Annotated in this window: 30 protein-coding genes; 18 read left to right on the top strand and 12 right to left on the bottom strand. The window is 63.0% G+C overall.

Going from position 1 to position 23,654, the window contains the following annotated elements; translation table 11 throughout:
• Positions 1 to 14: 14 nt before the first annotated feature.
• The gene (locus tag ACTG4J_RS00925; protein WP_439136610.1) at positions 15 to 821 is read right to left on the bottom strand and encodes a hypothetical protein; all 807 of its coding nucleotides are present in this window, start codon (positions 819 to 821) and stop codon (positions 15 to 17) included.
• A 239-nt stretch (positions 822 to 1,060) separates the two neighbouring features.
• Here ACTG4J_RS00925 and ACTG4J_RS00920 point away from each other — a divergent pair, with 239 nt between their 5' ends.
• Genes ACTG4J_RS00920 through rlmJ form a run of 5 tightly spaced genes read left to right on the top strand, consistent with a single transcriptional unit; the run spans position 1,061 to position 4,728 of the window.
• Entirely contained in the window at positions 1,061 to 1,738 is a 678-nt protein-coding gene (locus ACTG4J_RS00920; RefSeq protein WP_439136609.1) for a cell division ATP-binding protein FtsE, read from the top strand.
• A complete protein-coding gene (locus tag ACTG4J_RS00915; protein WP_439136608.1) occupies positions 1,735 to 2,637 on the top strand; it encodes a cell division protein FtsX in 903 nt (300 codons plus the stop codon). Before ACTG4J_RS00920 ends, ACTG4J_RS00915 begins: the two co-directional genes overlap by 4 nt.
• Positions 2,634 to 3,359 carry a lysophospholipid acyltransferase family protein gene (locus ACTG4J_RS00910; RefSeq protein WP_439136607.1) on the top strand — a complete coding sequence of 242 codons (726 nt, stop codon included), beginning with the start codon at positions 2,634 to 2,636 and terminating at the stop codon, positions 3,357 to 3,359. The genes ACTG4J_RS00915 and ACTG4J_RS00910 overlap by 4 nt, the downstream gene beginning before the upstream one ends.
• The gene (locus ACTG4J_RS00905; RefSeq protein WP_439136606.1) at positions 3,346 to 3,948 is read left to right on the top strand and encodes a pyridoxamine 5'-phosphate oxidase family protein; all 603 of its coding nucleotides are present in this window, start codon (positions 3,346 to 3,348) and stop codon (positions 3,946 to 3,948) included. The genes ACTG4J_RS00910 and ACTG4J_RS00905 overlap by 14 nt, the downstream gene beginning before the upstream one ends.
• 3 nt (positions 3,949 to 3,951) lie before the next feature.
• Positions 3,952 to 4,728, top strand: a complete 777-nt coding sequence (gene rlmJ, locus ACTG4J_RS00900) for a 23S rRNA (adenine(2030)-N(6))-methyltransferase RlmJ (RefSeq protein WP_439136605.1) — start codon at positions 3,952 to 3,954, stop codon at positions 4,726 to 4,728.
• 89 nt (positions 4,729 to 4,817) lie between these two features.
• Here rlmJ and ACTG4J_RS00895 read toward each other — a convergent pair whose 3' ends face one another.
• The 4 genes from ACTG4J_RS00895 to ACTG4J_RS00880 all read right to left on the bottom strand — a co-directional run bounded on the left by ACTG4J_RS00895 (position 4,818) and on the right by ACTG4J_RS00880 (position 8,627).
• Complete coding sequence (locus ACTG4J_RS00895) at positions 4,818 to 5,351, bottom strand: CIA30 family protein (RefSeq protein ID WP_439136604.1); 534 nt, start codon at positions 5,349 to 5,351, stop codon at positions 4,818 to 4,820.
• Complete coding sequence (locus tag ACTG4J_RS00890) at positions 5,348 to 6,310, bottom strand: acetyl-CoA carboxylase carboxyltransferase subunit alpha (RefSeq protein WP_439136603.1); 963 nt, start codon at positions 6,308 to 6,310, stop codon at positions 5,348 to 5,350. The genes ACTG4J_RS00895 and ACTG4J_RS00890 overlap by 4 nt, the downstream gene beginning before the upstream one ends.
• A gap of 76 nt (positions 6,311 to 6,386) precedes the next feature.
• Positions 6,387 to 7,346, bottom strand: a complete 960-nt coding sequence (locus ACTG4J_RS00885) for an L-malyl-CoA/beta-methylmalyl-CoA lyase (RefSeq protein ID WP_439136602.1) — start codon at positions 7,344 to 7,346, stop codon at positions 6,387 to 6,389.
• Positions 7,347 to 7,457: 111 nt separating this feature from the next.
• The gene (locus ACTG4J_RS00880; protein ID WP_439136601.1) at positions 7,458 to 8,627 is read right to left on the bottom strand and encodes a MalY/PatB family protein; all 1,170 of its coding nucleotides are present in this window, start codon (positions 8,625 to 8,627) and stop codon (positions 7,458 to 7,460) included.
• A gap of 113 nt (positions 8,628 to 8,740) precedes the next feature.
• Here ACTG4J_RS00880 and def (ACTG4J_RS00875) point away from each other — a divergent pair, with 113 nt between their 5' ends.
• Genes def (ACTG4J_RS00875) through ACTG4J_RS00860 form a run of 4 tightly spaced genes read left to right on the top strand, consistent with a single transcriptional unit; the run spans position 8,741 to position 10,943 of the window.
• A complete protein-coding gene (def, locus tag ACTG4J_RS00875) occupies positions 8,741 to 9,265 on the top strand; it encodes a peptide deformylase (RefSeq protein WP_439136600.1) in 525 nt (174 codons plus the stop codon).
• A gap of 23 nt (positions 9,266 to 9,288) precedes the next feature.
• Positions 9,289 to 9,765 (top strand): peptide deformylase, encoded by a 477-nt coding sequence (gene def / locus ACTG4J_RS00870; RefSeq protein WP_439136654.1) that lies wholly within the window; start codon positions 9,289 to 9,291, stop codon positions 9,763 to 9,765.
• Positions 9,765 to 10,673, top strand: a complete 909-nt coding sequence (gene fmt / locus ACTG4J_RS00865; RefSeq protein ID WP_439136599.1) for a methionyl-tRNA formyltransferase — start codon at positions 9,765 to 9,767, stop codon at positions 10,671 to 10,673. Before def (ACTG4J_RS00870) ends, fmt begins: the two co-directional genes overlap by 1 nt.
• 3 nt (positions 10,674 to 10,676) lie before the next feature.
• Positions 10,677 to 10,943, top strand: coding sequence for a hypothetical protein (locus ACTG4J_RS00860; protein ID WP_439136598.1), 267 nt, complete (start codon positions 10,677 to 10,679; stop codon positions 10,941 to 10,943).
• A gap of 3 nt (positions 10,944 to 10,946) precedes the next feature.
• On the opposite strand, the gene acpS is transcribed toward ACTG4J_RS00860, so the two are convergent.
• The 6 genes from acpS to folK all read right to left on the bottom strand — a co-directional run bounded on the left by acpS (position 10,947) and on the right by folK (position 16,311).
• A complete protein-coding gene (gene acpS, locus ACTG4J_RS00855) occupies positions 10,947 to 11,399 on the bottom strand; it encodes a holo-ACP synthase (RefSeq protein ID WP_439136597.1) in 453 nt (150 codons plus the stop codon).
• A 185-nt stretch (positions 11,400 to 11,584) separates the two neighbouring features.
• Entirely contained in the window at positions 11,585 to 12,328 is a 744-nt protein-coding gene (locus ACTG4J_RS00850; RefSeq protein WP_439136596.1) for a pyridoxine 5'-phosphate synthase, read from the bottom strand.
• A gap of 33 nt (positions 12,329 to 12,361) precedes the next feature.
• Positions 12,362 to 12,931: a DUF2062 domain-containing protein gene (locus ACTG4J_RS00845; protein ID WP_439136595.1), complete on the bottom strand. Its 570-nt coding sequence runs from the start codon at positions 12,929 to 12,931 to the stop codon at positions 12,362 to 12,364.
• Between the two features lie 148 nt (positions 12,932 to 13,079).
• Complete coding sequence (locus ACTG4J_RS00840) at positions 13,080 to 15,203, bottom strand: RelA/SpoT family protein (protein ID WP_439136594.1); 2,124 nt, start codon at positions 15,201 to 15,203, stop codon at positions 13,080 to 13,082.
• Positions 15,204 to 15,232: 29 nt separating this feature from the next.
• Complete coding sequence (gene rpoZ, locus ACTG4J_RS00835; protein ID WP_439136593.1) at positions 15,233 to 15,586, bottom strand: DNA-directed RNA polymerase subunit omega; 354 nt, start codon at positions 15,584 to 15,586, stop codon at positions 15,233 to 15,235.
• A gap of 110 nt (positions 15,587 to 15,696) precedes the next feature.
• Positions 15,697 to 16,311: a 2-amino-4-hydroxy-6-hydroxymethyldihydropteridine diphosphokinase gene (gene folK / locus ACTG4J_RS00830; protein WP_439136653.1), complete on the bottom strand. Its 615-nt coding sequence runs from the start codon at positions 16,309 to 16,311 to the stop codon at positions 15,697 to 15,699.
• 86 nt (positions 16,312 to 16,397) lie between these two features.
• Between folK and ACTG4J_RS00825 the strand changes: the two genes are divergently transcribed.
• From ACTG4J_RS00825 to rnc, 7 genes are all read left to right on the top strand, one after another.
• Positions 16,398 to 16,973: a LabA-like NYN domain-containing protein gene (locus ACTG4J_RS00825; RefSeq protein WP_439136592.1), complete on the top strand. Its 576-nt coding sequence runs from the start codon at positions 16,398 to 16,400 to the stop codon at positions 16,971 to 16,973.
• A gap of 160 nt (positions 16,974 to 17,133) precedes the next feature.
• A complete protein-coding gene (gene ispH, locus ACTG4J_RS00820; protein WP_439136591.1) occupies positions 17,134 to 18,084 on the top strand; it encodes a 4-hydroxy-3-methylbut-2-enyl diphosphate reductase in 951 nt (316 codons plus the stop codon).
• 105 nt (positions 18,085 to 18,189) lie between these two features.
• A complete protein-coding gene (locus tag ACTG4J_RS00815) occupies positions 18,190 to 18,639 on the top strand; it encodes a DUF3429 domain-containing protein (protein WP_439136590.1) in 450 nt (149 codons plus the stop codon).
• 9 nt (positions 18,640 to 18,648) lie between these two features.
• On the top strand, positions 18,649 to 19,098 hold the full coding sequence (gene rnhA / locus ACTG4J_RS00810) for a ribonuclease HI (protein WP_439136589.1): 450 nt from the start codon (positions 18,649 to 18,651) through the stop codon (positions 19,096 to 19,098).
• Entirely contained in the window at positions 19,095 to 19,718 is a 624-nt protein-coding gene (locus tag ACTG4J_RS00805) for a trimeric intracellular cation channel family protein (protein WP_439136588.1), read from the top strand. Before rnhA ends, ACTG4J_RS00805 begins: the two co-directional genes overlap by 4 nt.
• A 76-nt stretch (positions 19,719 to 19,794) precedes the next feature.
• Positions 19,795 to 20,580, top strand: coding sequence for a signal peptidase I (lepB, locus tag ACTG4J_RS00800; RefSeq protein ID WP_439136652.1), 786 nt, complete (start codon positions 19,795 to 19,797; stop codon positions 20,578 to 20,580).
• Positions 20,577 to 21,260 carry a ribonuclease III gene (rnc, locus tag ACTG4J_RS00795; protein WP_439136587.1) on the top strand — a complete coding sequence of 228 codons (684 nt, stop codon included), beginning with the start codon at positions 20,577 to 20,579 and terminating at the stop codon, positions 21,258 to 21,260. Before lepB ends, rnc begins: the two co-directional genes overlap by 4 nt.
• 98 nt (positions 21,261 to 21,358) lie before the next feature.
• Here the strand turns inward: rnc and argC are convergent, their stop codons facing one another.
• Positions 21,359 to 22,273 (bottom strand): N-acetyl-gamma-glutamyl-phosphate reductase, encoded by a 915-nt coding sequence (gene argC, locus ACTG4J_RS00790; RefSeq protein ID WP_439136586.1) that lies wholly within the window; start codon positions 22,271 to 22,273, stop codon positions 21,359 to 21,361.
• Positions 22,274 to 22,412: 139 nt separating this feature from the next.
• Between argC and era the strand changes: the two genes are divergently transcribed.
• Positions 22,413 to 23,318 (top strand): GTPase Era, encoded by a 906-nt coding sequence (gene era / locus ACTG4J_RS00785; RefSeq protein WP_439136585.1) that lies wholly within the window; start codon positions 22,413 to 22,415, stop codon positions 23,316 to 23,318.
• A 6-nt stretch (positions 23,319 to 23,324) separates the two neighbouring features.
• A complete protein-coding gene (locus tag ACTG4J_RS00780) occupies positions 23,325 to 23,654 on the top strand; it encodes a DUF1491 family protein (RefSeq protein WP_439136584.1) in 330 nt (109 codons plus the stop codon).

The raw sequence follows: 23,654 nt of genomic DNA, 5'->3' as shown, positions 1-23,654 counted from the left end.
CGCAAGGATCACATCTATTGCGCGGTATTGCCCAAGCTTTGGGCCAAGTCATCCAACCAAAAGCGCATACCGTTCACGGCGGCGACATACCCATCGGTCACAGCTGCCAGCGCGGGCAGCTGCGCTGCAACCACATCGGCATTGGCATAAAGCGCCACCGCACCCGCCCCAAGCGCCGCGGCCAGAAAGAACCCGATCCGCACACCCCGACGCCTGCGTGGGATCGTCTCGAGCGTGTCGATATCACTTGCATCGGCATCACCAGCGGAGCGGTCTGCGCTGTCACGCAACGTCGAATTGATTTGATCGATATCGGGAAACAGATCGCGCGCGGCAACGCCACGGCCAAGCGTCGCCTTGCCTGCGTCGAAGGCATCCACAGCCGCGTCCAGATCGGGGCGCATGCGCGGGGCGGTCTGGGCCGAGGCCTCCGGCACCAAGGGCATCTCGGGCTGGCTTTCAACCGGGTCGGCCTCGGCCTGACGCAAGCGGGCCTCCCGCGCGGCTTCTTCTCGCAAGATATCGCGGATCGCCGGGTCGATCTCGGGGCGCGCCGGCGCAGCCGCGGGCTGTGGCGGCGCGGGCGGCGCGGGTGCGTCGGCGGCGTTGATGGAAAGATCATCGGCGGCATCCGTAGCCGCGTGACCGGCGCCCTCGGCGGCGGCGGATGTTTCCACTTCCAGCTCTGTGGGCGGTGGCGTTTGTGCAGGCGGCGGCTGCATATCCGCGCCGACCTGTTTCTCATCGCTGCGCCGACCGGGTTGGAACCATGTCGTCGCACAATTCGAACATTGCACATCGCGCCCCTCGGGGGGGATCATGCTATCGGCGACCTCGTACCGGGCGCCACAATTCGGACAGGTCAGCCGCATTACCGTTCCCGCATACCCTATTTTCGCGGCGCATAACGGATCAAGGCGCCGCGCCGCCTGTCATTCCCATATCTTGTAGCAGCGCACCCCTTGTATTCCAAGGGTGCGGGTAGTCGGCTGATTGCAACCTTCGCGCATCCGTTGCATGACGGGCGCGGTAATGGTGCTGGTCCAAGGAGTGCGCTTTCGTGATCGACATGCAAGATGCCGCCTATGGCTACGGAGCCGAACCGATCCTGTCGGAGATAACGCTACGCCTTTCGCCGGGCTCTTTCCATTTTCTGACGGGACCATCGGGATCGGGAAAAACGACCTTCCTCAAGCTGTGCTATGGCGAACTGACCGCCACACAAGGCAGTGTCACGATCTTCGGCCAAGATACAGCGACACTCAACCGTGACAGCATTGCCCGCACCCGCCAAAGGATCGGCGTGGTCCATCAAGATTGCGAATTCCTCGATCACCTGCCGATTGTCGAGAATATCGCCTTGCCCCTCAGCGTCGCGGGCCGTGAGCGGGGGGCGAACGACGACAATCTGCGGGAATTGATCGCCTGGGTCGGCCTGAACGCGCGCGCGGCCGCCCGCCCGCCCGAATTGTCGGGCGGTGAACGCCAGCGCGCGGCGCTTGCGCGCGCCATCATCATGGACCCCGACCTGATCCTCGCCGATGAACCGACGGGCAATGTCGATTGGGAGATGTCGCTCAGGCTGTTGCAATTGCTATGCGAATTGAACCGCTTGGGCAAAACCATCGTGATCGCGACCCATGACCTTGCGCTCATTCGCGCCGCCAAGGCACAGGTGCAAGCGCGCGTTCTGCGCATCGCCGATGGCAAGCTGAGTGCCGCGGGGGCGAACCTATGAGCATCGTGACCAACATGATGAACTTGCTGCGAGGCGACCCACAGGCCGACCGGATCGTGCCACGCACCGGACAGACCGCGCGGCTGACGCTGGCGGTTTCGGCCGCGATGGCCTTTCTTGCCGTTTTTGCGCTGGCCTTGTCTCTTGCCTCGGGGCGATTGGCCGATCGCTGGTCGGCCGCCTTGGCGCAAAGTGCCACCATCCGCCTGTCCGCCGCTGACGATCAGATCGAGATCCAGACCCGCGCCATTCTGACCGTATTGAGCCAGACCCCCGGCGTGACCGCGGCACGCGCCTTGTCGGATGACGAACAGCGCGCCTTGCTCGAGCCTTGGTTCGGCCCCGATCTGCCCATTGCCGATCTGCCCGTGCCACGCCTGATCGAGATCATCGAGGATGGAACGGGCTTCGACGCCGCAGGGCTGCGCCAGCGCCTCGCCGCCGAGGCCCCGGGCGCGGTTCTCGACGATCACACGCGCTGGCGCCGCCCCTTGGTTGCAGCCGCCGATCGTCTGCGCATGCTGGGCTGGATTTCGTTGAGCTTGATCCTTGGCGCGACGGCGGCGATGATCACGCTGGCGGCGCAGGCGGCGCTTGCCTCCAATGTGCAGGTGTTGCGCGTGATGCGCCTTGTTGGCGCCCAAGACAGCTATATCGTGCGCGCCTTCGTGCGGCGCTTTACCAACCGCGCCCTGACCGGGGCGGGGATCGGTGCGGCACTGGGCATGCTGGCTATCGCGCTATTGCCACGCGCGGCCGAGGAGGGGGCGTTTTTGACGGGCCTCGGCTTTCAGGGAACGGCTTGGTTTTGGCCACTCACCATCCCGCCATTGGCCGCGGTCACGGCCTTCTGGGCAACACGTATCGCGGCTTTCCGCACCCTGAAGGGACTGAGATGATTCAACTGCTGCGCTCCATGGCCTTCATCGTCCAGATGTATGTCGCCATGCTGGTCATCTCGTTGGCCTATTTCCCTTGGGCGGTGATCTCGCCTGCAGGTGCGCATGCGGCATGCCATGCCTATTGCCGCTGGGTAATCTGGACGCTGGGCTGGATGACCGGCCTGCGCTGCGAGGTGCGCGGCACGCCCCCCACCGACGATGTGATGATCGCCGCCAAACACCAGAGCTTTCTGGACATCTTGATGATCTACAACGCCGTACCACGCGGCAAGTTCATCATGAAACGCGAATTGCTGTATGCCCCGCTCTTGGGCCAATACGGGCTGCGCATCGGGTGCGTGCCAGTCAATCGCGGCAAACGCGGGGCGGCGATTTCCAAAATGTTGTCGGATGTGAAAACGGGCCGGCGTCAGGGCGGTCAATTGATCATCTACCCCCAAGGCACGCGCGTGGCCCCCGGGGTTCCGCGCCCCTACAAGGTCGGCACTGGGGCCCTCTACGAGCAATTGGGCCAGCCCTGCGTGCCGGTTGCAGCCAATGTCGGCCTGTTCTGGCCCCGCCACAGCCTGTTGCGCAAACCGGGCCTCGCCGTGGTCGAGTTCCTGCCCAGGATCGAACCGGGGCTGGCGCGAGATGAATTCATGCGCAAACTGGAAAATGACGTCGAAACCACATCCAACCGCTTGATGGCGGAAGCGGGGTTTCATGCGGATCATTGACGACATCGTGGAACTTGAGGCGCTTTACGACCGCCCCAGCCCTTTGTCGGTCGCCAAGGTCGCACGCTCGCTGACGCCGCTTTATCGCGACTGGATCGCGGCGTCGCGCTTTTGTGTGTTGTCCACCGCCGGACCCGATAGCACTGATGCCAGCCCAAGGGGCGATGACGGCCCGGTCGTGCGCATCATCGACGACCAAACCCTCTGGATGCCCGATTGGCGTGGCAACAATCGGCTCGATTGCTTGCGCAATATCGTGGCCGATGGGCGGGTATCGCTGATGTTCATGGTCGCAGGCTCCAGTAATGTGGTGCGCGTCAAGGCCCATGCGGTTCTGACCGATGACCCGGCCATCACCGAAACATTCACACAAGGCGGCAACCACCCCAAGCTGGTCATCATCTTCACCGTGGACGAGATCTATTTCCAATGCGCCAAGGCGATCATGCGCGCAGGCCTTTGGTCTGATGTGCAGGCCCCAACCGACTTGCCGACGGCTGGTCAATTCCTCAAGGAAATGGACCATGAGTTCGACGCGCAAGGCTATGATCTGACCAATCCGGGCGATGCGCAAAAGCGGATGTGGTAGACGATGCTGTCATATCAACATGCCTATCATGCGGGCAATCTTGCCGATGTGCACAAGCATGCGCTTTTAGCCTCTGCCCTCGACCATCTGACCCGCAAGGACAAGGCGCTGAGCTATTTCGAAACCCATGCCGGACGCGGGCTCTACAAACTCGACGGGTCCGAGGCGCTGAAAACCGGCGAGGCGGCCCAAGGGATCGGCCGCGTTGCCGACTGGTTCACACCCGATCACCCCTATGCCCGCGCCCGCGCAATGGTGACGGCCGAGCATGGACCCGCGGCATATCCCGGCTCGCCACTGATCGCGGCCGCGCTCTTGCGCGGCTTCGACACCATGACATTGGCCGAATTGCACCCCGCCGAAGTGGCGGCGCTGCGCGAAGCCATGCCACAACGCTATGTGCAACTTTTGCAAGAGGACGGCCTGGCCATGGCGCTCTCGCGCACGCCCCCCGATCCGCGGCGCGGCATGATGCTGATTGACCCCAGCTACGAGGTCAAAACCGATTATGACCGCATCCCCGACCTGATCGCCAAGCTGCACCGGAAATGGAATGTCGGGGTGGTGATGCTGTGGTACCCGGTTCTGTCCAACAACGCCCATTCAGCCATGGCCCAGACCCTGCGGATGCGTTTCTCCGATGCGCTCAGCCACGAAGTCCGCTTTGCCCCCGCCCGTCCGGGCCATGGCATGATCGGATCTGGCATCTTCGTGCTGAACCCGCCCTTCCCCCTACAAGACGAGGCGACACGCCTGTCACGGCTCTACGCGGCGCTCTGACCCCTCTTCGTTTCACAAATATCCTCGGGGGAGCACGAGGGGGCAGACAGCCCCCTCGTATCTCTCCGGCCGCGCGGCAAGCCCTTCGTTCAGACAGCCCCCAAAGCTGCGACAGACACATCCGCCACATGATCGCGCCCATAGGCGACGATCCCGATCGACCGGATATCCTCGGGCTTGATCCGCCCCGCCATCATCCGGCCCGAAGCCGCAAAATCCGCCAAGGGCAGCGTCACCTCGGCCCAATCGGGCCCGGTGTCAAAGCCCTGCTGGTAATATTGCCACGGCAAAAGCGTGCGGGTGGTCCGCAGATGCATGAAATACCGCTCGCCATTCCCCCTGACCCGCAAACGCAAGGCACTGGCATCAGGGGAGAGCCCTGTAGGCAGCTCGGTGCGGGCTTGGATGAAACCGCCGCGATTGGCGGTCGAGACCGTTCCGCGCAGCCGCAAGGCACCAGCTTCCATCTGCGCGCCGCCTTGGCTGACCCCACCCATGACCGTATCGGCCAGGTAGCTCCATTCCAGATCGCCTGCTGGTGTCATGGGCAAACCCTCCTGCCCTGCGCCGAGCGGGGTGGCAAGAAACAGCGCCGCCCCAAGAACCGCGCGGCGGGTGATCACGCGGCCAGACCCTTGGCGCCCATATCCAGATACTTGCGCCGACGCCCGGCGATCAACGCCTTGCGGTCAATTACACTCAGTTGTTCCAACATCTGGGCGATTGCGCGGCCCACCTCGTCGATGGTGGCGGGTTTGTCACGCTGCGCACCGCCCAAGGGTTCCTTGATCACCTGATCGCAGACGCCCAACTTGTTGAGATCTTGCGCCGTGAGGCGCAGCGCCTCGGCCGCCTCGCGCATCTTCTCGGAATCCTTCCACAAGATCGAGGCACAGCCTTCGGGCGAGATCACCGAATAGATCGCATGTTCCAACATCGCCAGACGATCGGCTGTGGCAAAGGCGACGGCACCGCCCGACCCACCCTCACCGATGATGATCGAGATGAGTGGCACACCGATTTGCAGGCATTTCTCGGTCGAGCGCGCGATCGCCTCGGATTGGCCACGCTCCTCCGCGCCCTTGCCGGGATAGGCGCCGGGCGTATCGACCAGCGTGATGACCGGCAGGTTGAAACGGTCGGCCATATCCATCAAGCGCACCGCCTTGCGATATCCCTCTGGGCGGGCCATGCCGAAATTGCGTTCGATGCGCGTCTTGGTGTCATGGCCTTTTTCATGGCCGATCACCACGACAGGGCGATCTTGAAACCGCGCAAGCCCGCCCATCACGGCATGGTCATCGGCGAAATTCCTATCGCCGGCCAGTGGCGTGTATTCGGTGAACAATGCACTGATATAGTCGCGGCAATGCGGGCGGTCGGGGTGACGGGCCACTTGGCATTTGCGCCAAGGCGTCAGCGATTTGTAAAGATCGCGCAGCATCTCTGCGGCCTTGCGATCCAGCGCGGCCGCCTCTGCCTCGACATCCATTCCTTCGCTCTGGCGCGCCATTGCGCGCAACTCCTCGGCCTTGCCTTCAATCTCGGCAAGCGGTTTTTCGAAGTCGAGATAGGTCGTCATGCGCCTTGCACCCAATCACTCTAGCCTTGCCCGTATATGGCCGGGCAAAGCGCCGGATGCAACCACGGCGCGGGCCTCAGCCGCCCGTGATCATCTCGGATTGTTTCACGATCACCTCGGCCTGCTTGATCGAGGCGATGTCGACCAGCCGCCCCTTGTAGACGGTGGCGCCCTGCCCTGCGGCCTTGGCGGCCTCCATCGCGGCGAGGATTTCGCGCGCCTCCGTCACCGCGGCCTCGGAGGGGGTAAAGACCTCGTTGGCAAGCGCCACCTGCTTGGGATGGATCGCCCATTTGCCGACCATGCCCAGCGTCGCCGACCGCCGCGCCTGCGCGCGATAGCCCTCGTCATCCGAGAAATCGCCAAAGGGGCCGTCGACGGGCAGCACCCCATGGGTGCGGCAAGCGGCGACGATGGCGGTCTGCGCCCAATGCCACGGGTCGGAATAATGCCGCGCGCCCTCGTGGAGCATGTAGTAGTTTTCCTGCGTCCCGCCGATGCCGGTGGTCTGCATCCCCATCGAGGCCGCGAAATCGGCGGCCCCAAGGCTCATCGCTTGCAGACGCGGGCTGGCGGCGGCGATCTCGGCCACGTTGCTGATGCCCGCGGCGCTTTCGATGATCACCTCGAAACCGATGCGCTTGGTGCGCCCCTTGGCCACCTCGATCGCGCTGACCAGCGCATCGACGGCATAAAGATCCGCCGCACAACCCACCTTGGGGATCATGATCTGGTCAAGCCGCGCGCCCGCCTGTTCCAACAGGTCCACCACATCGCGATACCACCACGGCGTGTCCAGCCCGTTGATCCGCACCGACAGGGTCTTGGTGCCCCAATCGATGTCGCCGATGGCTTGGATGATATGCGCGCGCGCGGTGGGTTTGTCATCGGGGGCGACCGAATCCTCGAGGTCGAGGTTGATCACATCCGCAGCACTTGCCGCCATCTTCTCGAACAGCGCCGTGCGCGAGCCGGGGCCGAACAGCTGGCAGCGATTCGGGCGGGCGACGGGCGTCGGTTGAAGGCGGAAGCTCATGGGCGGATTCCTTGCGCAAGGATGTTTCGTTTCTGTCGCCGGTCTGGATATGATATTGCGCTGCAGCATGCAAGTGCTGCGGCGCGGCGTGACCCTTCGAAAGCACAGGCCTTATTGCAGATCGGCAAACGCCGCCTGCATCCGCGCCACCGCATCCGTGATCACGCTGCGCGGGGCGGCGATGTTGAACCGCAGGTAGCTGTCGCCACCCAAACCAAAGCTCGGCCCATGATTGACCGCGATCTTGGCCCCTTTCTCGACGCGGGCGGTGAACTCCTCCCGTCCCATGCCGGTGCCCGCGAAATCGACCCATGCCAGATAGGTCGATTGCAGCGCCATCGACCGAAGCCCTGGGATCGCATTGATCCCTTCGTCGAAAATCCGAGCATTCTCAGCCAGATATGCGCAGACACGATCGACCCATGCCGCCCCCTCGGGCGAATAGGCGGCGGTCACCATGAACAGGCCAAAGGAATTGGGCGACAGGCCCAGCGCCGCCATCCGACCCGCGAATTTCGCGCGCAGGCCCGCGTCATGGATGATCACATTGCCCACATGCGCACCCGCGATGTTGAAGGTCTTGGTCGCCGCCGTCATCATCACCAAGCGGTCGGCGATCCCCTCGATCAGCGCCATGGGCGTATGCACCTGACCCGGCATCACCAGGTCATGGTGAATCTCGTCCGAGACAAGGATCAGATCGTGACGCTTGGCAAATGCCGCGACACCCGCCAGTTCTGCCCGCGTCCAGACACGGCCACCGGGGTTGTGGGGCGAGCACAGCACAAGCATCTTCTCATGCCCCTTCATCTGCGCGTCCCATGCATCGAAATCGAGGGTGTATTGCCCATCCACCACCGGCATGGCGCATTGCACCACATCGCGGCCCGCCGCGCGGATCACGCGGGCAAAGGCGTGATAGACCGGCGTGAACAGCACCACCCCGTCGCCCGGCGCGGTGAAGGCATCGACGCACATCGCAGTGCCGTTCACCAGACCATGCGTGGTGAAGATCGCCGCCGGATCGACGCGCCAGCCATGGCGGTTTTCCATCCACCAGCAGATCGCGGCCAGATAGGCGCTTTCATCGCCGAAATAGCCATAGACCCCGTGATCCAGCATCGCCTGTAGCGCGTCTTGCACACAGGCAGGGGGGCGAAATTCCATATCCGCCACCCACATGGCGATCCCCTCATCGGGGCTGACGCCGTAGAGTGCCTCCATCTTGTCCCACTTCACGCAATGGGTGCCGCGGCGATCGATGATTTCGTCGAATGACATGGGGGCTGACTCCGTCAGATTTGCACGCCGCCACGCTACCCCAGCAGGCTGTGGGCGCAAGCCCATGGTCGCGCTTATTGCGGCGCGCGCCCGCTTGACCTAAATGAACGCCCATGAAGCGCCCGATCCTGATCCATCCCGACCCGCGGCTGAAAAAGCTTGCCCCGCCGATCCCCGATATGTCGGATGATCTGCGCCAGCTTGCCGATGACATGCTGGAAACCATGTATGGCGCACCGGGTATCGGTCTTGCCGCGCCCCAGATCGGTGTCGACACAAGGCTGATCGTCATGGATTGCGTCAAGGCCGAGGGCGAGGCACCCCGCCCCTTGGCCATGTTCAACCCCGAGATTATCGCCGAAAGCGATGAGCGCAGCACCTATGAGGAAGGCTGCCTTTCGATCCCGGACATCTATGCCGATGTCGAACGCCCCGCCGCTGTCACGGCGCGTTGGATCGACCGCAACGGGGCCGAACAGCAAGAGACATTCGAGGGGCTTTGGGCGACCTGCCTGCAGCATGAGATCGACCATCTGAACGGGGTTCTCTTCATCGATTACCTGACCCCGCTGCGGCGCCAACTGATCACCCGCAAAATGGTCAAGCTCAAGAAAGATCGCGCGCGGGAAAAGGCGTGAGCGGGGTCCGACGCGATTTCGTGATGTGGCCCGACCCGCGCTTGCGGACGCCGGCGGCAGATGTGGGTGTGATTACCGACGAGATCCGCACCATCTGGGCCGATATGATCGAAACGATGGAGGCAATGCCGGGTGTGGGCCTTGCCGCGCCGCAGATCGGCGTGATGCTGCGCCTCGCCGTGGTCGATGCCAGCGACACGCGCGGCCAAGCCATCCGCATGGCCGACCCCGAGATCATCGCGGCCTCCGACGCCACGAACGACCACGAGGAAGCAAGTCCCAACCTGCCCGGCGTCTGGGCCAAGGTCACGCGGCCCGCGCAAGTGACCGTGGCTTTCACCGATCATCACGGGCTTCGCGTCAGGCAGGATTTCACCGGGCTTTGGGCGACATCGGTGCAGCACCAGATCGACCATCTGGCGGGACGGATGTATGTCGACCGGCTGTCGCGCACCAAGCGCGAGATGTTGCTCAAACGGGCAGGGAAAAGGGCGCGCTGATGCGGATCGTCTTCATGGGTACGCCCGATTTCTCGGTCACGGTGCTGGATGCGCTGGTTGCCGCAGGCCATGAGATCGCCTGCGTCTATACCCAACCCCCCCGCCCCGCCGGTCGCGGACAGGTCGAGCGCCCAACGCCAGTGCATCAGCGCGCCAGCGCGTTGGGCCTTCCCGTGCGCCACCCAAAGACGCTGCGCGATACGCAAGAACAGGCTGCTTTCGCAACGCTTGAGGCCGATGTCGCGGTGGTCGTGGCCTACGGGCTGATCTTGCCGCAAGCGGTGCTGGATGCGCCCAAGCACGGCTGCCTGAACATCCACGCCAGCCTTTTGCCGCGTTGGCGTGGGGCCGCTCCCATCCAGCGCGCGATCATGGCGGGCGACGCGGAAACCGGCGTGTGCATCATGCAGATGGAGGCAGGGCTCGATACTGGCCCCGTGCTGCTGCGCCGCGCCATTGCGATTGGCGCCACGCAAACCGCAAGCGAATTGCACGACCAGCTGGCACGCTTAGGGGCCGAAGCGATCACCGAGACCCTTGCGCATCTTGCCACCCTTACCCCCGAACCCCAGCCCTCTCAGGGCGTCACCTATGCCGCCAAAATCGACAAGTCTGAGGCGCGGGTGGATTGGACGCACCCCGCGACCGCGATTGACCGCAAGATCCGTGGCCTCTCGCCCTTTCCCGGCGCTTGGACCATGATCGCTGGCAAGCGGGTCAAGCTCTTGGCCTGCCATCTGGCCGAGGGCGCAGGCCCGCCGGGCAGTTTGCTATCGGACCTGACCATCGCCTGTGGTCAGGGGGCGATCACGATCACCGCGCTGCAGCCAGAGGGCAAACCGCGGATGGAGGCTGAGGCCTATATAAGGGGCGCACGCATCGCGCCCGGTGTTGTTTTGGGGGAATGAGCCATGGTTTTGTTTTCGTTTTTCGGCTCGCTCATGATCGCGGGTATCGTCGCGGTCCTGTTCGAAAAATGGGGTTGGACGCATAACGGCATATTGCCGTCGGTGCTGATCGCCTTTGGAGCGGTGCTTGCGCTGTTTTTCATCCGGGCATTGTTCGGGCTTAGCCTTGGCTCACCCGGGATCGATGCAATCATCGGCTCGGCTGCGGCCTTGATCTTGATCCCGACCGAATACGCCAACAAGCGTCGCCAAAAGAATCGGCGACGCTGAACTTCAGCTGATCTTGCGGCGCGAGACGGGTCCGACATTGGGCCGTTGCGCCGCTTCGGTGTCGGGCATGGCCTCGATCACCACATAGGCCTGTGCCCAAGGATGATCATCGGTCAGGCTGACATGGATCGTGGCGGTATAGCCATCGGGCGTCATCTGATCGAGCCGCTCCTTGGCCCAGCCCGTCACCTTCATCACCGGCTGCCCCGATGGCAGGTTCGACACCGCCATATCCTTCCACGCGATGCCCATCCGCAAGCCAGTACCAAGTGCCTTGGAGCACGCCTCCTTGGCGGCCCAGCGTTTGGCATAGACGGCGGCGGGTTCCTTCATCCGCTCGGCGCGATTTTGTTCTGTCACGGTAAAGACGCGCTCGCGGAAACGGTCGCCAAAACGATCAAGCGCGCGCTGAATGCGCTCGATATTTGCCAGATCGGTGCCGATACCAAGGATCATGGCAAAACCCCCGGGCCGGACCAACGCGGCACGACGACGGCCCGCCCGTGCGTGGCACAAGCCAAACAGGCGGCCGCCCGCGATAGGACAGCGAAAATATGGTGCACGAAACCCTCCGGGTCTGACGGCGGTTTGGACAACGTTATTCTTCGCCGATCCGGCAAGATTGCGCAATGGCCGCGCGATCAGCCCCGCGCCGCATCCATCAAGGCGCGCATCTTTGCAATAGCCGCATCCAACCCGACGAACACCGCCTCACCAATCAGGAAATGCCCGATATTGAGTTCCACCACCTCGGGGATGGCGGCGATCGGGGCAACATTGTCGTAGCTCAGCCCATGGCCCATATGCACCTCGAGGCCAAGATCGGCGGCCTGCTTGGCACCCGCGATCAGGCGGGTCAATTCAGCGTCACAGGCGGCGAAATCGCCCTCGGCGTGGAGATCGCAATAGGCCCCGGTATGCAGTTCGATCACCGGCGCGCCAATGTGCGCAGCGGCCGCGATCTGTGCCGGATCGGCGGCGATGAACAGCGACACACGGCATCCCGCATCGCGCAGGGGCGCGATGTATTCGCCCATCCAGTTCGCATTTCCCGCAACCTCCAGCCCGCCCTCGGTTGTGCGTTCCTCGCGCCGTTCGGGCACGATGCAGGCGGCATGCGGGCGGTGGGCCAGCGCGATCTCCTGCATCTCGGCTGTGGCGGCCATCTCGAAGTTCAGCGGCAAGGTGATCGCGGCCATGATCGCCTCGATATCACCGTCGCGGATATGGCGCCTGTCCTCGCGCAAATGTGCGGTGATGCCATCCGCCCCGGCCGCTTGCGCCATGACCGCCGCGCGCACCGGATCGGGCAAAGCCCCGCCGCGTGCATTGCGCAAGGTTGCCACGTGATCGATATTCACACCGAGCCTGAGGCGCTGTGCCATTGCCGTGTTCTCCTTGATCTCCAATGGGGCAACCTAGCGTTTCGCCGCCGCCCCGCCAGCTTGATCGCGGAGCTTTTCCATCTTCTTGCGCATCCGCGCCAGCCGCCGCTTTTGATAGGCCCGGATCACCGGCACGCTAAGGTAGTAGCAGATCACACCACAGACCAATCCGGGAACGATCGCGCCGACCATCCAAGGGAAAAACACATCGTCGTAGAAGCGGTGAAGCTCGCTCCAATGGGCGCGCTCATCAGTGAACATCGCCTTGAAATTATGCCATAAATCACCGGCGGCGGCGGCGAATTTGGAAAAGATGGAATCATCTACCTCGCTGCGCATATCGGTGCCCAGCATCCAATGGCCGGTCTGCAGCGAGATGATCGCGATCGGCACATAGGTCAGCGGGTTACCGATGAAGGTCGCCAGCAAAGCGGCCAAGATCGACCCCTGCATCATCCGCGCCAGCGCCGCAGCGACAAAGAAATGCAGTCCAAAAAACGGGGTAAACACCGTAAAGGCACCGGCAAACACGCCGCGCGCGATCTGTTCGGGCGTGCCGGGCAGGCGATGCATGCGGTGGCGCACATACTGAAGGCCGCGCATCCACCCCCCGCGGGGCCAGAACGCTTCACCTACGATCCGCAGGATCGATCTTGGATCGCGGCGCTTGAATACCACGACGAGCCTGCCCTTCCGTTACGGCCCGCATCGCGCCGATGGCGCAACCACGAACCCGTCTTCTTGTGGCCGATCAGGGGCGCCGGTCGAGGTTCCGGGACCGCTGGAGGCTGGCCACATCGCTATCCAGTTCCACCGCCATCATCACGGCATGCAGATGTTCGGCATTGCGCACATCCACATCGATCAACAAGCGGAAATAATCCAATTTTCGATCAATGAAGTTCAGATCCGAGATATTGGCGTTCTGCTCTCCAATCAATGTGCAGATCCGTCCCAACACCCCTTTTTGGTTCGAAATCGTCACATCGATCGTCACGTTGTGAATTGGGGCGTGACGCCCCTCTGTCCAGTGCAGATCGATCCAACGCTCGGGGCTATCGTCGAATGCGGCTAGTGCCGGACAGTCGATGGCATGCACGATCGGACCTCGCCCCAGATATGTGATGCCGACGATACGCTCGCCCGGCACGGGCTGGCAGCATTGCGCGCGCCGTGTCTCGGCCCCGGCAGGCAGGCCGATCACCGCGCGGCGCACCTCGACATCGTTGGTCTCGGATTGCCCGGCCAATTCGGGATAGATGCGTGCCACCACCGAACGCGCCGACAACTCGGCCGAGCCGATCCGCGCCAGCATCTCGGGCCCATTCTTGAGGCCGATGGCCCGCGCCGCGGTATCAAGGGCTTTGTCGGTCGCCTTTTTTCCCACCTGCTCAAAGGCCACACGCGCCAATTCGCGCCCCAGCTTGATGAAACGCTCGCGGTCTTCCTCGCGGAGCATGCGCCGGATCGCGGCCTTGGCGCGGCCTGTGACGACGATGTCGATCCAGCTTGCCTGCGGCGTCTGCCCCTCGGCGGTAATGACCTCGATCGATTGGCCGTTCTTGAGCCGCGTCCACAACGGCACGCGCAGGCCGTCTACCTTGGCCCCAACACAGGAATGGCCGATCCGCGTGTGGATCGTATAGGCAAAGTCGATCGGCGTCGCCCCTTTGGGCAGCTGCACCACATCGCCCTTGGGCGTGAAGCAAAACACCTGATCGGAATACATCTCGAGCTTCACATGCTCGAGAAATTCATCGCCATCCTCGGCCGCTTCGAAGCGTTCTGTCAGCCCTTCGAGCCATTTGGCCGGATCGACGGCAAAAGGGTTCTCCGAGCGCACACCATCGCGATAGGACCAATGCGCCGCAACGCCCGACTCGGCCACATCATGCATCTGACGCGTGCGAATCTGCACCTCGACCCGCTTGCCGTCGCGCCCCGACACGGTGGTATGGATCGAGCGATAGCCGTTCGATTTGGGCTGGCTGATGTAATCCTTGAAGCGCCCCGGCACCGCGCGCCAACGCTGATGGATCGCACCCAAGACACGGTAGCAATCATCCTCGGTCGCGGTCAGCACGCGAAAGCCGTAAATGTCGGACAGCCGCGAAAAGGCCAAATCCTTTTCCTGCATCTTGCGCCAGATCGAGAACGGTTTCTTGGCGCGGCCAAACACCTCGGCCTTGACGCCATGACGCTCCAACACCGCCTCGATATCGTCAGTGATGCGCGGGATCGCATCGCCGGTTTCCTTTTGCAGCGTCAGGAAGCGGCGCATGATGGAGTTGCGCGCCTCGCTGTTGAGCACACGAAAGGACAGATCCTCAAGCTCTTCGCGCATCCATTGCATACCCATGCGGCCTGCCAGCGGCGCAAAGATATCCATCGTTTCATGCGCTTTCTTGGCCTGCTTTTCGGGCAGCATGTGCCGGATCGTGCGCATGTTATGCAGCCGGTCGGCAAGCTTGACCAAGATCACCCGCAGATCCTTGGACATCGCCATCAACAGCTTGCGAAAATTCTCGGCCTGTTTCGCCTCGCGGCTGGAAAGCTCGAGATTGGTCAGCTTGGTGACCCCATCGACCAATTCGGCCACATCGGCGCCGAAGAGCTTGGCAATCTCGGTATAGGTGCCCTTGGTATCTTCGATTGTGTCGTGCAAGAGCGCGGTGGCGATGGTGGCATCATCGAGCCGCTGTTCGGTCAAGATCGCCGCCACCGCGACGGGATGCGTGAAATAGGGCTCACCCGAATGGCGTTTTTGCCCCTCATGCATGCGCTGCGCATAGGCATAAGCGCCCCTCAGGAGCGCCTCATTCGTCTTGGGATTGTAATTTCGAACCAGCGAGATCAGGTCGTCGGCGTCTAGCATGCCCTATCCAACCTGTCCGCACATGACCCTTAGCGCTGGCCTTGTGCTTCCATGAGCGCGCGCAGCATTTGCTCTTCGCTCATATCGTCGTGCACCGGGCGGTCCGAGTCGACACCTTGCAACAGCGCCATTGCGTCATCCTCGGGCTCATCGACCTCGATCTGGGTCTGCAGGCTTTCGATCAGACGCTCACGCAGATCATCCGCGCCTTGCGTCTCATCCGCGATCTCGCGCAGCGCAACGACGGGGTTCTTGTCATTGTCGCGATCAACGGTCAGCACGGAACCCGAGGTGATCTCGCGCGCGCGATGGGCTGCAAGCATGACAAGCTCGAACCGGTTCGGAACCTTATCGACGCAATCTTCAACGGTGACGCGGGCCATAAGCGAGGCTCCTCCAGATTCTGCACAGGGGCATCAGAAAGGCACGATCTAAGCCCGGGCGGCGCAAATGACAAGCCCGAACCGCGCAGCCGGGCCGGCGCCAGGCTTGCTCAGGGGTTCCAATCAAGCGCGACCACACTGGCACGCTCGGTCGCGGGGCGGGCGGCAAGCATCTGTGCCACGCTCAACCCCGTCAGCGGATGGCACCAATCGGGCGCGACATCGGCCAAAGGCACGAGGACAAAGCTGCGCTCGGCCATGCGGGGATGCGGCAAGATCAACTGCGTGGGCGTTTGGACGGCGGCATGGTCCATCGGCAAATTGGCCCAAAGTCTCTGGGTTTGGGCATCGGGCCTCACCTCGGCGTCCAGCGCGATCAGATCGATATCCATGATCCGCGCCTCCCACCGGTTGCGGCGGGTGCGGCCCAGCGCGGCCTCGATCTCATGCAAAAGCGCCAAAAGATCATCAGCTGTGCCATGCCAATCCATGGCGGCGGCGGCATTCACGAAGTCCGGCCCCGACCCCACGGGAAACGCGGGCGTGCGATAGTGCTTGCTCATCACGATCGGCTGATCCACGCGGTCGGCAAGCATGGTGGCTGCATGGTGCAAGATCTCTTGCGGAAGCTGGCCAGAATGCGCAAGATTCCCGCCGAAAGCCAACAATGCCCGCGCTGCGGTGCGATTTTCAGCAGATCCGTTCAAAAGTCGATTACTCCCCATCATCTCGCACAGGGCCCAGCGCGACACCTGCGCAAAGAGACCCGCAAACCGATTTTCAGACCAGTATTGCCCAAGGAAATTCGATCATGTTCTACCGCGACGAGCGTCTTGCATTATTCATCGATGGTGCCAACCTCTATGCCGCCGCCAAAGCGCTCGGCTTCGACATGGATTACAAACGCCTGCGCAGCGAGTTCATGCAACGCGGCAAGCTTTTGCGCGCCTTTTACTACACCGCCTTGTTGGAGAACGATGATTTCTCGCCGATCCGCCCGCTGGTCGATTGGCTGAACTACAACGGCTTCACCATCGTGACCAAGCCGGCCAAGGAATTCACCGACAGCCAAGGTCGGCGCAAAATCAAGGGAAACATGGATATCGAACTGGCCGTCGACGCGATGGAAACGGCCGAACATGTCGATCACATCGTGCTGTTCTCGGGCGACGGCGATTTCCGTTCCTTGGTCGAGGCTTTGCAACGCAAGGGGTGCCGCGTTTCGGTCGTGTCGACGATTCGCTCGCAGCCACCGATGATCTCGGACGAGTTACGCCGCCAGGCCGATAATTTCATCGAGCTGGACGAGTTGCGCGAGACGATCGGTCGACCGCCGCGCGAGCCGCGCGACGATCGCAATCGACCCGGCGATGATGAAGATGCATGAGCACCTGCCATGGGCCGGTCTGCCCGCAGATGCGCTGGGCGCACAAGATCCTCGCTTGGCTTGATCATGCGGCAGCCGCGCCCAAACGCTGGACGCAAGCCCGCGAAACACTTACCTCTGGTTGCAATCCGACCCAATCCCAAGCCGCCCGAGGCCAGATATGACCAAGCCGCCGCTCACCATCCACCTTGCCGCACCGCGCGGGTTCTGCGCGGGCGTGGATCGCGCGATCAAGATCGTCGAGATGGCACTCGAGAAATGGGGCGCGCCCGTCTATGTCCGCCACGAGATCGTGCATAACAAATATGTCGTCGATGACCTGCGCGCCAAGGGGGCGGTCTTTGTCGAAGAGCTGGATGATTGCCCGCTCGACCGCCCGGTGATCTTTTCGGCCCATGGCGTGCCGAAATCCGTTCCCGCCGCAGCCTCGGCGCGCCAGATGCTCTTCGTCGATGCCACCTGCCCGCTGGTCAGCAAGGTACATATCGAGGCCGCGCGCCATCACGAGAACGGGTTGCAGATGATCATGATCGGCCATGAAGGCCACCCCGAGACGATCGGGACGATGGGCCAGTTGCCAGAGGGCGAGGTGCTGTTGGTCGAAACGGTCGAGGATGTGCAGAGAGTCGATGTGCGCGATCCCGCGCGGCTGGCCTTCGTGACGCAAACCACACTCAGCGTCGATGATACCGCCGATATCGTCGCGGCGTTGAAAGCGCGCTTTCCCGCCATCGTCGGCCCACACAAAGAAGATATCTGCTACGCCACCACCAATCGGCAGGAAGCGGTCAAGGCCATGGCCCCGCTCTGCGATGCGATGCTGGTGGTGGGCGCGCCGAATTCCTCGAACTCAAAACGGCTGGTCGAGGTGGGCGCACGCGGCGGATGCGGCTATGCCCAGCTGGTGCAGCGCGCCACTGATATCGATTGGCGCGCGCTCGAAGGAATCCGCAGCTTGGGGATCACGGCAGGCGCCAGTGCGCCCGAGGTGCTGGTCAATGAGGTCATCGACGCCTTTCGCGAACGCTTTGCGGTGACGGTCCAACCCGTCGTGACCGCCGAAGAGAACGTGGAATTCAAGGTGCCGCGGGTCTTGCGCGAAACGGCCTGAGCCGAGCTACCGATTTCCCATGCGAAAAATCGCACTTTGCGGATTTTCGTACGAAAATCCGGCACATCCCTTGCCGCGGCATCCATCGCGATGCACAAACCACCCATGAACCGCATCCCCGCCCCTGCCCTGATCCTTGGCCTTGCTGGCCTCTTGCCCTTCCTCTACGGGGCGTTGTCGGTGGTGTGGCCCGCGCTTGGCGGATTGGGCCGGTTTTGGAGCGTCAACCATGCCGGCCATGCCTTGTTGCAGATCTACGGCATCGTCATTCTATGCTTCATGGCGGGGGTGATCTGGGGCTTCGCCGCCAAGGCGGACGGGCCGCAAGCCGCGATGTTTTACGCGCTCTCCGTGCTACCGGCGATTTTCGTCTTTCTCACCGCCTTCGCCGAGCCGCGCGCAAGCCTCTTGATGCTGATCATGGGCTTTGTCTCGCTCTTGGCGATCGATCTGAGCGCAGCCCGCCAAGGCCTCGCGCCCGCATGGTGGATGCGCCTGCGCCTGCTGCTGACCACGGTTGTCGTGGTGTGCCTTGGCATCGGTGTTCTGGCATGAGGACGGCGGATGCCTGAATTGTTCGCCTATACAGACGGGGCCTGTTCCGGCAATCCCGGCCCCGGGGGCTGGGGCGCGCTCTTGCAGGCCAAGGATGGCGATAGCGTCGTCAAAGAGCGCGAACTGAGTGGCGGCGAGGCCGACACCACAAACAACCGGATGGAGCTTTTGGCCGCCATCGCCGCCCTCGAGGCGCTGGAACGGCCCTCGACCATCACGATCGTGACCGACAGCGCATATGTGAAGAACGGCGTGACCGGCTGGATCCACGGATGGAAGCGCAACGGCTGGAAAACCTCGACCAACAAGCCAGTCAAGAACATCGAGCTTTGGCAGCGGCTTGACGCAGCGCAAGCGCGCCACCGCGTGACATGGGAATGGGTCAAGGGCCATGCTGGACACCCCGAAAACGAACGCGCCGATGAATTGGCACGCGCGGGCATGAAACCTTTCAAATGAGCGTGCTGACAGCCCTCGATTACACGGCCGTTCTGGTCTTTGCCTTGACCGGCGCCTTGGCCGCATCGCGCGCACAGCTCGACCTGATCGGTTTCGCCTTTCTCGCCAGCCTGACGGCATTGGGTGGCGGCACGGTGCGTGACCTGTTGCTTGATCGCAATCCGGTGTTCTGGATCGCCGATCCCATCCCGCTGGCCATCGCCTGTGCTGCCGCTGTGCTGGTGTTTTTCACCGCCCATCTTTTGGAAAGCCGCCAGCGGGTGCTGACATGGCTCGATGCGCTGGCCCTGCCCATCGCGGTTGCAGCCGGCGTGCGCGCAGCGACCGAGACCGGGCAAAGCGTGCCGATCATCTTGATCATGGGCATCACAACGGGGTGTTTCGGCGGGCTCTTGCGCGACATTGTCGCCAATGAGGTGCCGCTGCTCATTCGCACGGGCAAGCTTTACGTCACCGCCGCCTTGGCCGGGGGCGGTGCGGCGGTGATCGCCGATGCGCTTTGGCCCTCGCAGGCCGTGTCGCTGGCGGCTTGTCTGGTCATCTGCTTTGCACTGCGTGCTGGATCGCTGCTCTTTGGCTGGCAGCTTCCCGTCTACAAGGCGCGCCCGCCGCGGAACTGATCCGCCAGATTTCTTGACTCAGGCGCAGGGCTGGCCCAAGACCGCGCACGACAGCATCATGAAAAGGCAGGGCATCATGGCGGCAGCGGCCAAACAAGACGGTATCTTGGAGACGGTGAAGACGATCGTCTACGCGCTGCTGATCGCCGGTGTGTTCCGTACCCTGTTCTTCCAGCCCTTCTGGATCCCGTCGGGCTCGATGAAAGATACGCTGCTGATCGGTGATTTCCTCTTCGTCAACAAGATGGCTTACGGCTATTCGCGCCATTCCTGCCCGTTTTCCATGTGCCCGTTCGAGGGGCGGCTTTTCGCGCACGAGCCTGACCGCGGCGATGTCGTGGTGTTTCGCCACCCCACGGAAGGCACCGATTTCATCAAGCGAGTGATCGGCCTTCCAGGTGACCGGGTCCAGATGATCCGCGGCGTGTTGCATCTTAACGGAACGGCCGCCGACATGGTCGCCACCGCGCCGTTTTTGGAGACTTTTGCGCCGCAAGGGCCGCAAGGCCTGCCGCCGCGCTGCGCCAATGCGCCTGTCGGTGCGGGCGGGGTCTGCGAGAAACCACGCTTCACCGAGACACTGCCCGACGGTGTAAGCCATGCGATCTTGAACATCACCGATGGAAGCCGGGGCGATGATACGCCTGAATTCATCGTGCCCGAAGGTCACTATTTCATGATGGGCGACAACCGCGACAACTCGGTCGACTCGCGCTTTCCGCAGTCGATCGGCGGTGTGGGCTTTGTGCCGTTCGAGAATATCCTCGGTCGCGCGGATCGGGTGATGTTCTCGTCGGCGGGGCGACGCATGGTCTATTTCTGGACATGGCGGTCGGACCGGTTCTTCGAGGCGATCGAGTGAAACTGGCGCGCGAGCTTGAGGCGTTTTGCGACCGGCTGGGTCATCGCTTTGCCCAGCCCGAGTTGATCACCCGTGCGCTTACGCATTCTTCCCTCTCTTCCGCGACGCGCCCGGACAACCAGCGGCTGGAATTCTTGGGCGACCGTATTCTTGGCTTGGTGATGGCCGAGGCGGTTCTGGCCCAAGACGGTGATGCCAGCGAAGGCCAGCTTGCCCCGCGCTTCAATGCGTTGGTGCGCAAGGAAACATGCGCCGAGGTGGCGCGCGAGCTTGATCTGGGTGCGGTGCTGCGGCTTGGTAAATCCGAGACATCGACGGGTGGGCGGCGCAAGACCGCCCTTTTGGGCGATGCGATGGAAGCGGTGATCGCGGCGGTCTACCTGGATGGTGGGTTCGAGGCGGCGCGCGCCATGGTGCTGAGGCTTTGGGGCGCGCGCGTGGCAGGCGTGGCCGAGGATGCGCGCGACGCCAAGACAGCCCTTCAGGAATGGGCGCAGGCCCGCGGCATGCCGCCACCCGCCTATCGCGAATTATCGCGCGAGGGGCCGGATCATGCGCCTGTCTTCCAGGTCGAGGCACGGCTGGCCGATGGTCAAGCCGCCCGCGCCGAAGGTCGGGTCAAGCGACAGGCCGAACAAGCCGCGGCAAAAGCATTGCTTGATCGGATGAGCGCGGGGTGAGAAAGGGTTTGCCCGCGCGTTGCCCGGCGACGCGCCGGGGGGCTTCGCCCCCCGGACCCCCTAGAGTATTTCGAAAGCAAAGATGAAGGCAGGCAGCGCTAAAGCCCCACCGCCTCATTCAGGCCCAATAGCAGGTTGAGGTTCTGCACCGCCGCCCCCGATGCCCCCTTGCCCAGATTGTCGAGCACGGCAATCAGAACGGTGGCCCCGGTGTCAGCATCACCATCGACGGTCAATTCCATCATATTGGTGTTGTTGAGGCGCTGCGGGTTGATCCGGTCACCCATGTCGGCGCGGTCGACAACCTGCACGAAATGCTGACCGGTATAATGGGCGCGCAGCGCATCCAGCGCGGCCGCTGGCCCGCCGGGCGCAAGGTGCAGTGGCACTTGCACGATCATGCCTTGGGCGAATTGGCCCACCTGCGGCACAAAGATCGGTTTGCGGCTGAGCCCAGCACGCGCCACGATCTCGGGCAGATGCTTGTGCTGTTGCGCGGTGCCATAGACGAAACCACCCGTGACCGCACCGGCTTCAAACTCGGCGATCATGGCCTTGCCGCCGCCGGAATAGCCCGAGATCGCGTTGATCGTGATCGGGTGATCGGGCGCGATCAGCCCGGCATCAATCATCGGCCTCAGCAGCGCGATGGCACCCGTGGAATAGCATCCGGGGTTAGAGACATATTTCGCGGCCGCGATCCGGGCGCGCGCGCCTGCGTCAAGCTCGGCGAAGCCGAATTCCCAAGCGGGATCTGTTCGATGCGCGGTCGAGGCGTCGATCACCCGGCACGGCAAAGCCTGCAGTTCGGCAGCGATCTCATGGACCGCCGCATCGGGCAGGCACAAGATCGCCACATCTGCGGCCGCGAAAGCATCAAGACGGGCATCGCGCGATTTGCGGTCCGCCTCGGCCAAGGAGATCAGGCTGATATCATCGCGACGCGCAAGGCGGGCGCGGATCTGCAACCCCGTCGTGCCGACTTCGCCATCGATGAAAACCTTTGCCGCCATGATCATGCCTTTCCACGCCGCGTGGGTGATTGAACAATGCGCGCATACAGCCAAAGCCCGGATTGACGCAACTGTGGACTGTGGCAAATGCGCCCGCGATGGGCTAGGACCACAAGCAGAGATCCCAAGGACATATCCCATGACCACCCGTGCCGGTTTCGTCGCCCTGATCGGAGAGCCCAATGCGGGCAAATCCACGCTGCTCAACCGGATGGTGGGGGCCAAGGTCTCGATCGTGACACATAAGGTGCAGACAACGCGCGCGCGCATCCGTGGCGTTGCCATCGAGGGTGACGCACAGATCGTTTTCGTCGATACGCCGGGCCTGTTCCAACCGCGCAGAAGGCTGGACCGTGCAATGGTCGCCGCCGCATGGGGCGGTGCCGCGGATGCCGATATCATCGTGCTGCTGATCGAGGCGCATCGCGGCATGACCGAAGGGGTCAAGGCCATTCTGGCCGCAATGCAAGAAAGGGCCCGTGGGCGGCGCGTGGCCTTGGCGGTCAACAAGATCGACCGGGTCGAGGCACCCACGCTGCTGAAGCTGACCGAGGAGATGAACGCAGCATTCGCCTTCGAGCGCACATATATGATCTCGGCTGAGAAAGGCTATGGCGTCGCGGATCTCCGTGCATGGCTTGGCCAATCCCTACCCGAAGAGCCTTGGCTTTACCCCGAGGACCAGATCGCCGATCTGCCGATGCGGATGATCGCAGCCGAGATCACCCGCGAGAAGCTGACGCTGCGCTTGCATGAAGAGCTGCCCTATCAGCTAACCGTCGAGACCGAGAATTGGGAAGAGCGCAAGGATGGCTCGGCCCGGATCGACCAGATCGTCTATGTGTCGCGCGACGGGCACAAGGGGATCTTGCTGGGCAAGGGCGGCGAGACGATCAAGGCCGTTTCCAAGGCCGCGCGCGAGGAGCTGGAGGAATTCATGGGCCGTCGCGTCCATCTGTTCTTGCAGGTCAAGGTGCGCCCCAACTGGTTGGACGAGGCCGAGCGCTATTCCGAGATGGGGCTCGATTTCCGCGACGGGAATTGACCCGCAATGGTGCGGCTGACCGCCGAATTCTGGGTTCATGCATATCTCGCCCGCCTCAGGCAGGCGGATATCCCGGCCTTCGTCGTGGCCCGCGGCGATGCGACCGCAGGCGCTGTGTTGGTCAAATGCAGCACGCTTGACGGTTCGGCGGTGGCCTTTCAGCGCCGCAGCGATCCGATGAGCGGTGAAAGCCGTTGGATGGCGCTGGCCACCGGGACAGAGGCCGAGGTGGATGGCGCGATCAATCGCCAACGCGGTTTCGACCCCGATTTATGGGTGATCGAGGTCGAGGATCGCGCCGGGCGGCATCTGCTCGGCGAAGATGGCCTCGCATAG

The organism is Roseicyclus sp., from assembly GCF_965662675.1.
In the GTDB taxonomy this organism is placed as follows: Bacteria; Pseudomonadota; Alphaproteobacteria; order Rhodobacterales; family Rhodobacteraceae; genus Roseicyclus.
The sequence above is the reverse complement of the archived record's forward strand: the minus strand, read 5'-3'. Positions and strand labels throughout refer to the sequence as shown.

Coding starts and splice junctions, on each gene's coding strand:
- ACTG4J_RS00925 (WP_439136610.1), bottom strand. CDS start 821: ATGATCCCCCCCGAGGGGCGCGATGTGCAATGTTCGAATTGTGCGACG.
- ACTG4J_RS00915 (WP_439136608.1), top strand. CDS start 1,735: ATGAGCATCGTGACCAACATGATGAACTTGCTGCGAGGCGACCCACAG.
- ACTG4J_RS00910 (WP_439136607.1), top strand. CDS start 2,634: ATGATTCAACTGCTGCGCTCCATGGCCTTCATCGTCCAGATGTATGTC.
- ACTG4J_RS00905 (WP_439136606.1), top strand. CDS start 3,346: ATGCGGATCATTGACGACATCGTGGAACTTGAGGCGCTTTACGACCGC.
- rlmJ (WP_439136605.1), top strand. CDS start 3,952: ATGCTGTCATATCAACATGCCTATCATGCGGGCAATCTTGCCGATGTG.
- ACTG4J_RS00890 (WP_439136603.1), bottom strand. CDS start 6,310: ATGACGACCTATCTCGACTTCGAAAAACCGCTTGCCGAGATTGAAGGC.
- ACTG4J_RS00885 (WP_439136602.1), bottom strand. CDS start 7,346: ATGAGCTTCCGCCTTCAACCGACGCCCGTCGCCCGCCCGAATCGCTGC.
- ACTG4J_RS00880 (WP_439136601.1), bottom strand. CDS start 8,627: ATGTCATTCGACGAAATCATCGATCGCCGCGGCACCCATTGCGTGAAG.
- def (WP_439136600.1), top strand. CDS start 8,741: ATGAAGCGCCCGATCCTGATCCATCCCGACCCGCGGCTGAAAAAGCTT.
- def (WP_439136654.1), top strand. CDS start 9,289: ATGTGGCCCGACCCGCGCTTGCGGACGCCGGCGGCAGATGTGGGTGTG.
- fmt (WP_439136599.1), top strand. CDS start 9,765: ATGCGGATCGTCTTCATGGGTACGCCCGATTTCTCGGTCACGGTGCTG.
- ACTG4J_RS00860 (WP_439136598.1), top strand. CDS start 10,677: ATGGTTTTGTTTTCGTTTTTCGGCTCGCTCATGATCGCGGGTATCGTC.
- acpS (WP_439136597.1), bottom strand. CDS start 11,399: ATGATCCTTGGTATCGGCACCGATCTGGCAAATATCGAGCGCATTCAG.
- ACTG4J_RS00850 (WP_439136596.1), bottom strand. CDS start 12,328: ATGGCACAGCGCCTCAGGCTCGGTGTGAATATCGATCACGTGGCAACC.
- ACTG4J_RS00845 (WP_439136595.1), bottom strand. CDS start 12,931: ATGCGCGGCCTTCAGTATGTGCGCCACCGCATGCATCGCCTGCCCGGC.
- ACTG4J_RS00840 (WP_439136594.1), bottom strand. CDS start 15,203: ATGCTAGACGCCGACGACCTGATCTCGCTGGTTCGAAATTACAATCCC.
- rpoZ (WP_439136593.1), bottom strand. CDS start 15,586: ATGGCCCGCGTCACCGTTGAAGATTGCGTCGATAAGGTTCCGAACCGG.
- folK (WP_439136653.1), bottom strand. CDS start 16,311: ATGGGGAGTAATCGACTTTTGAACGGATCTGCTGAAAATCGCACCGCA.
- ACTG4J_RS00825 (WP_439136592.1), top strand. CDS start 16,398: ATGTTCTACCGCGACGAGCGTCTTGCATTATTCATCGATGGTGCCAAC.
- ispH (WP_439136591.1), top strand. CDS start 17,134: ATGACCAAGCCGCCGCTCACCATCCACCTTGCCGCACCGCGCGGGTTC.
- ACTG4J_RS00815 (WP_439136590.1), top strand. CDS start 18,190: ATGAACCGCATCCCCGCCCCTGCCCTGATCCTTGGCCTTGCTGGCCTC.
- rnhA (WP_439136589.1), top strand. CDS start 18,649: ATGCCTGAATTGTTCGCCTATACAGACGGGGCCTGTTCCGGCAATCCC.
- ACTG4J_RS00805 (WP_439136588.1), top strand. CDS start 19,095: ATGAGCGTGCTGACAGCCCTCGATTACACGGCCGTTCTGGTCTTTGCC.
- lepB (WP_439136652.1), top strand. CDS start 19,795: ATGGCGGCAGCGGCCAAACAAGACGGTATCTTGGAGACGGTGAAGACG.
- argC (WP_439136586.1), bottom strand. CDS start 22,273: ATGGCGGCAAAGGTTTTCATCGATGGCGAAGTCGGCACGACGGGGTTG.
- era (WP_439136585.1), top strand. CDS start 22,413: ATGACCACCCGTGCCGGTTTCGTCGCCCTGATCGGAGAGCCCAATGCG.
- ACTG4J_RS00780 (WP_439136584.1), top strand. CDS start 23,325: ATGGTGCGGCTGACCGCCGAATTCTGGGTTCATGCATATCTCGCCCGC.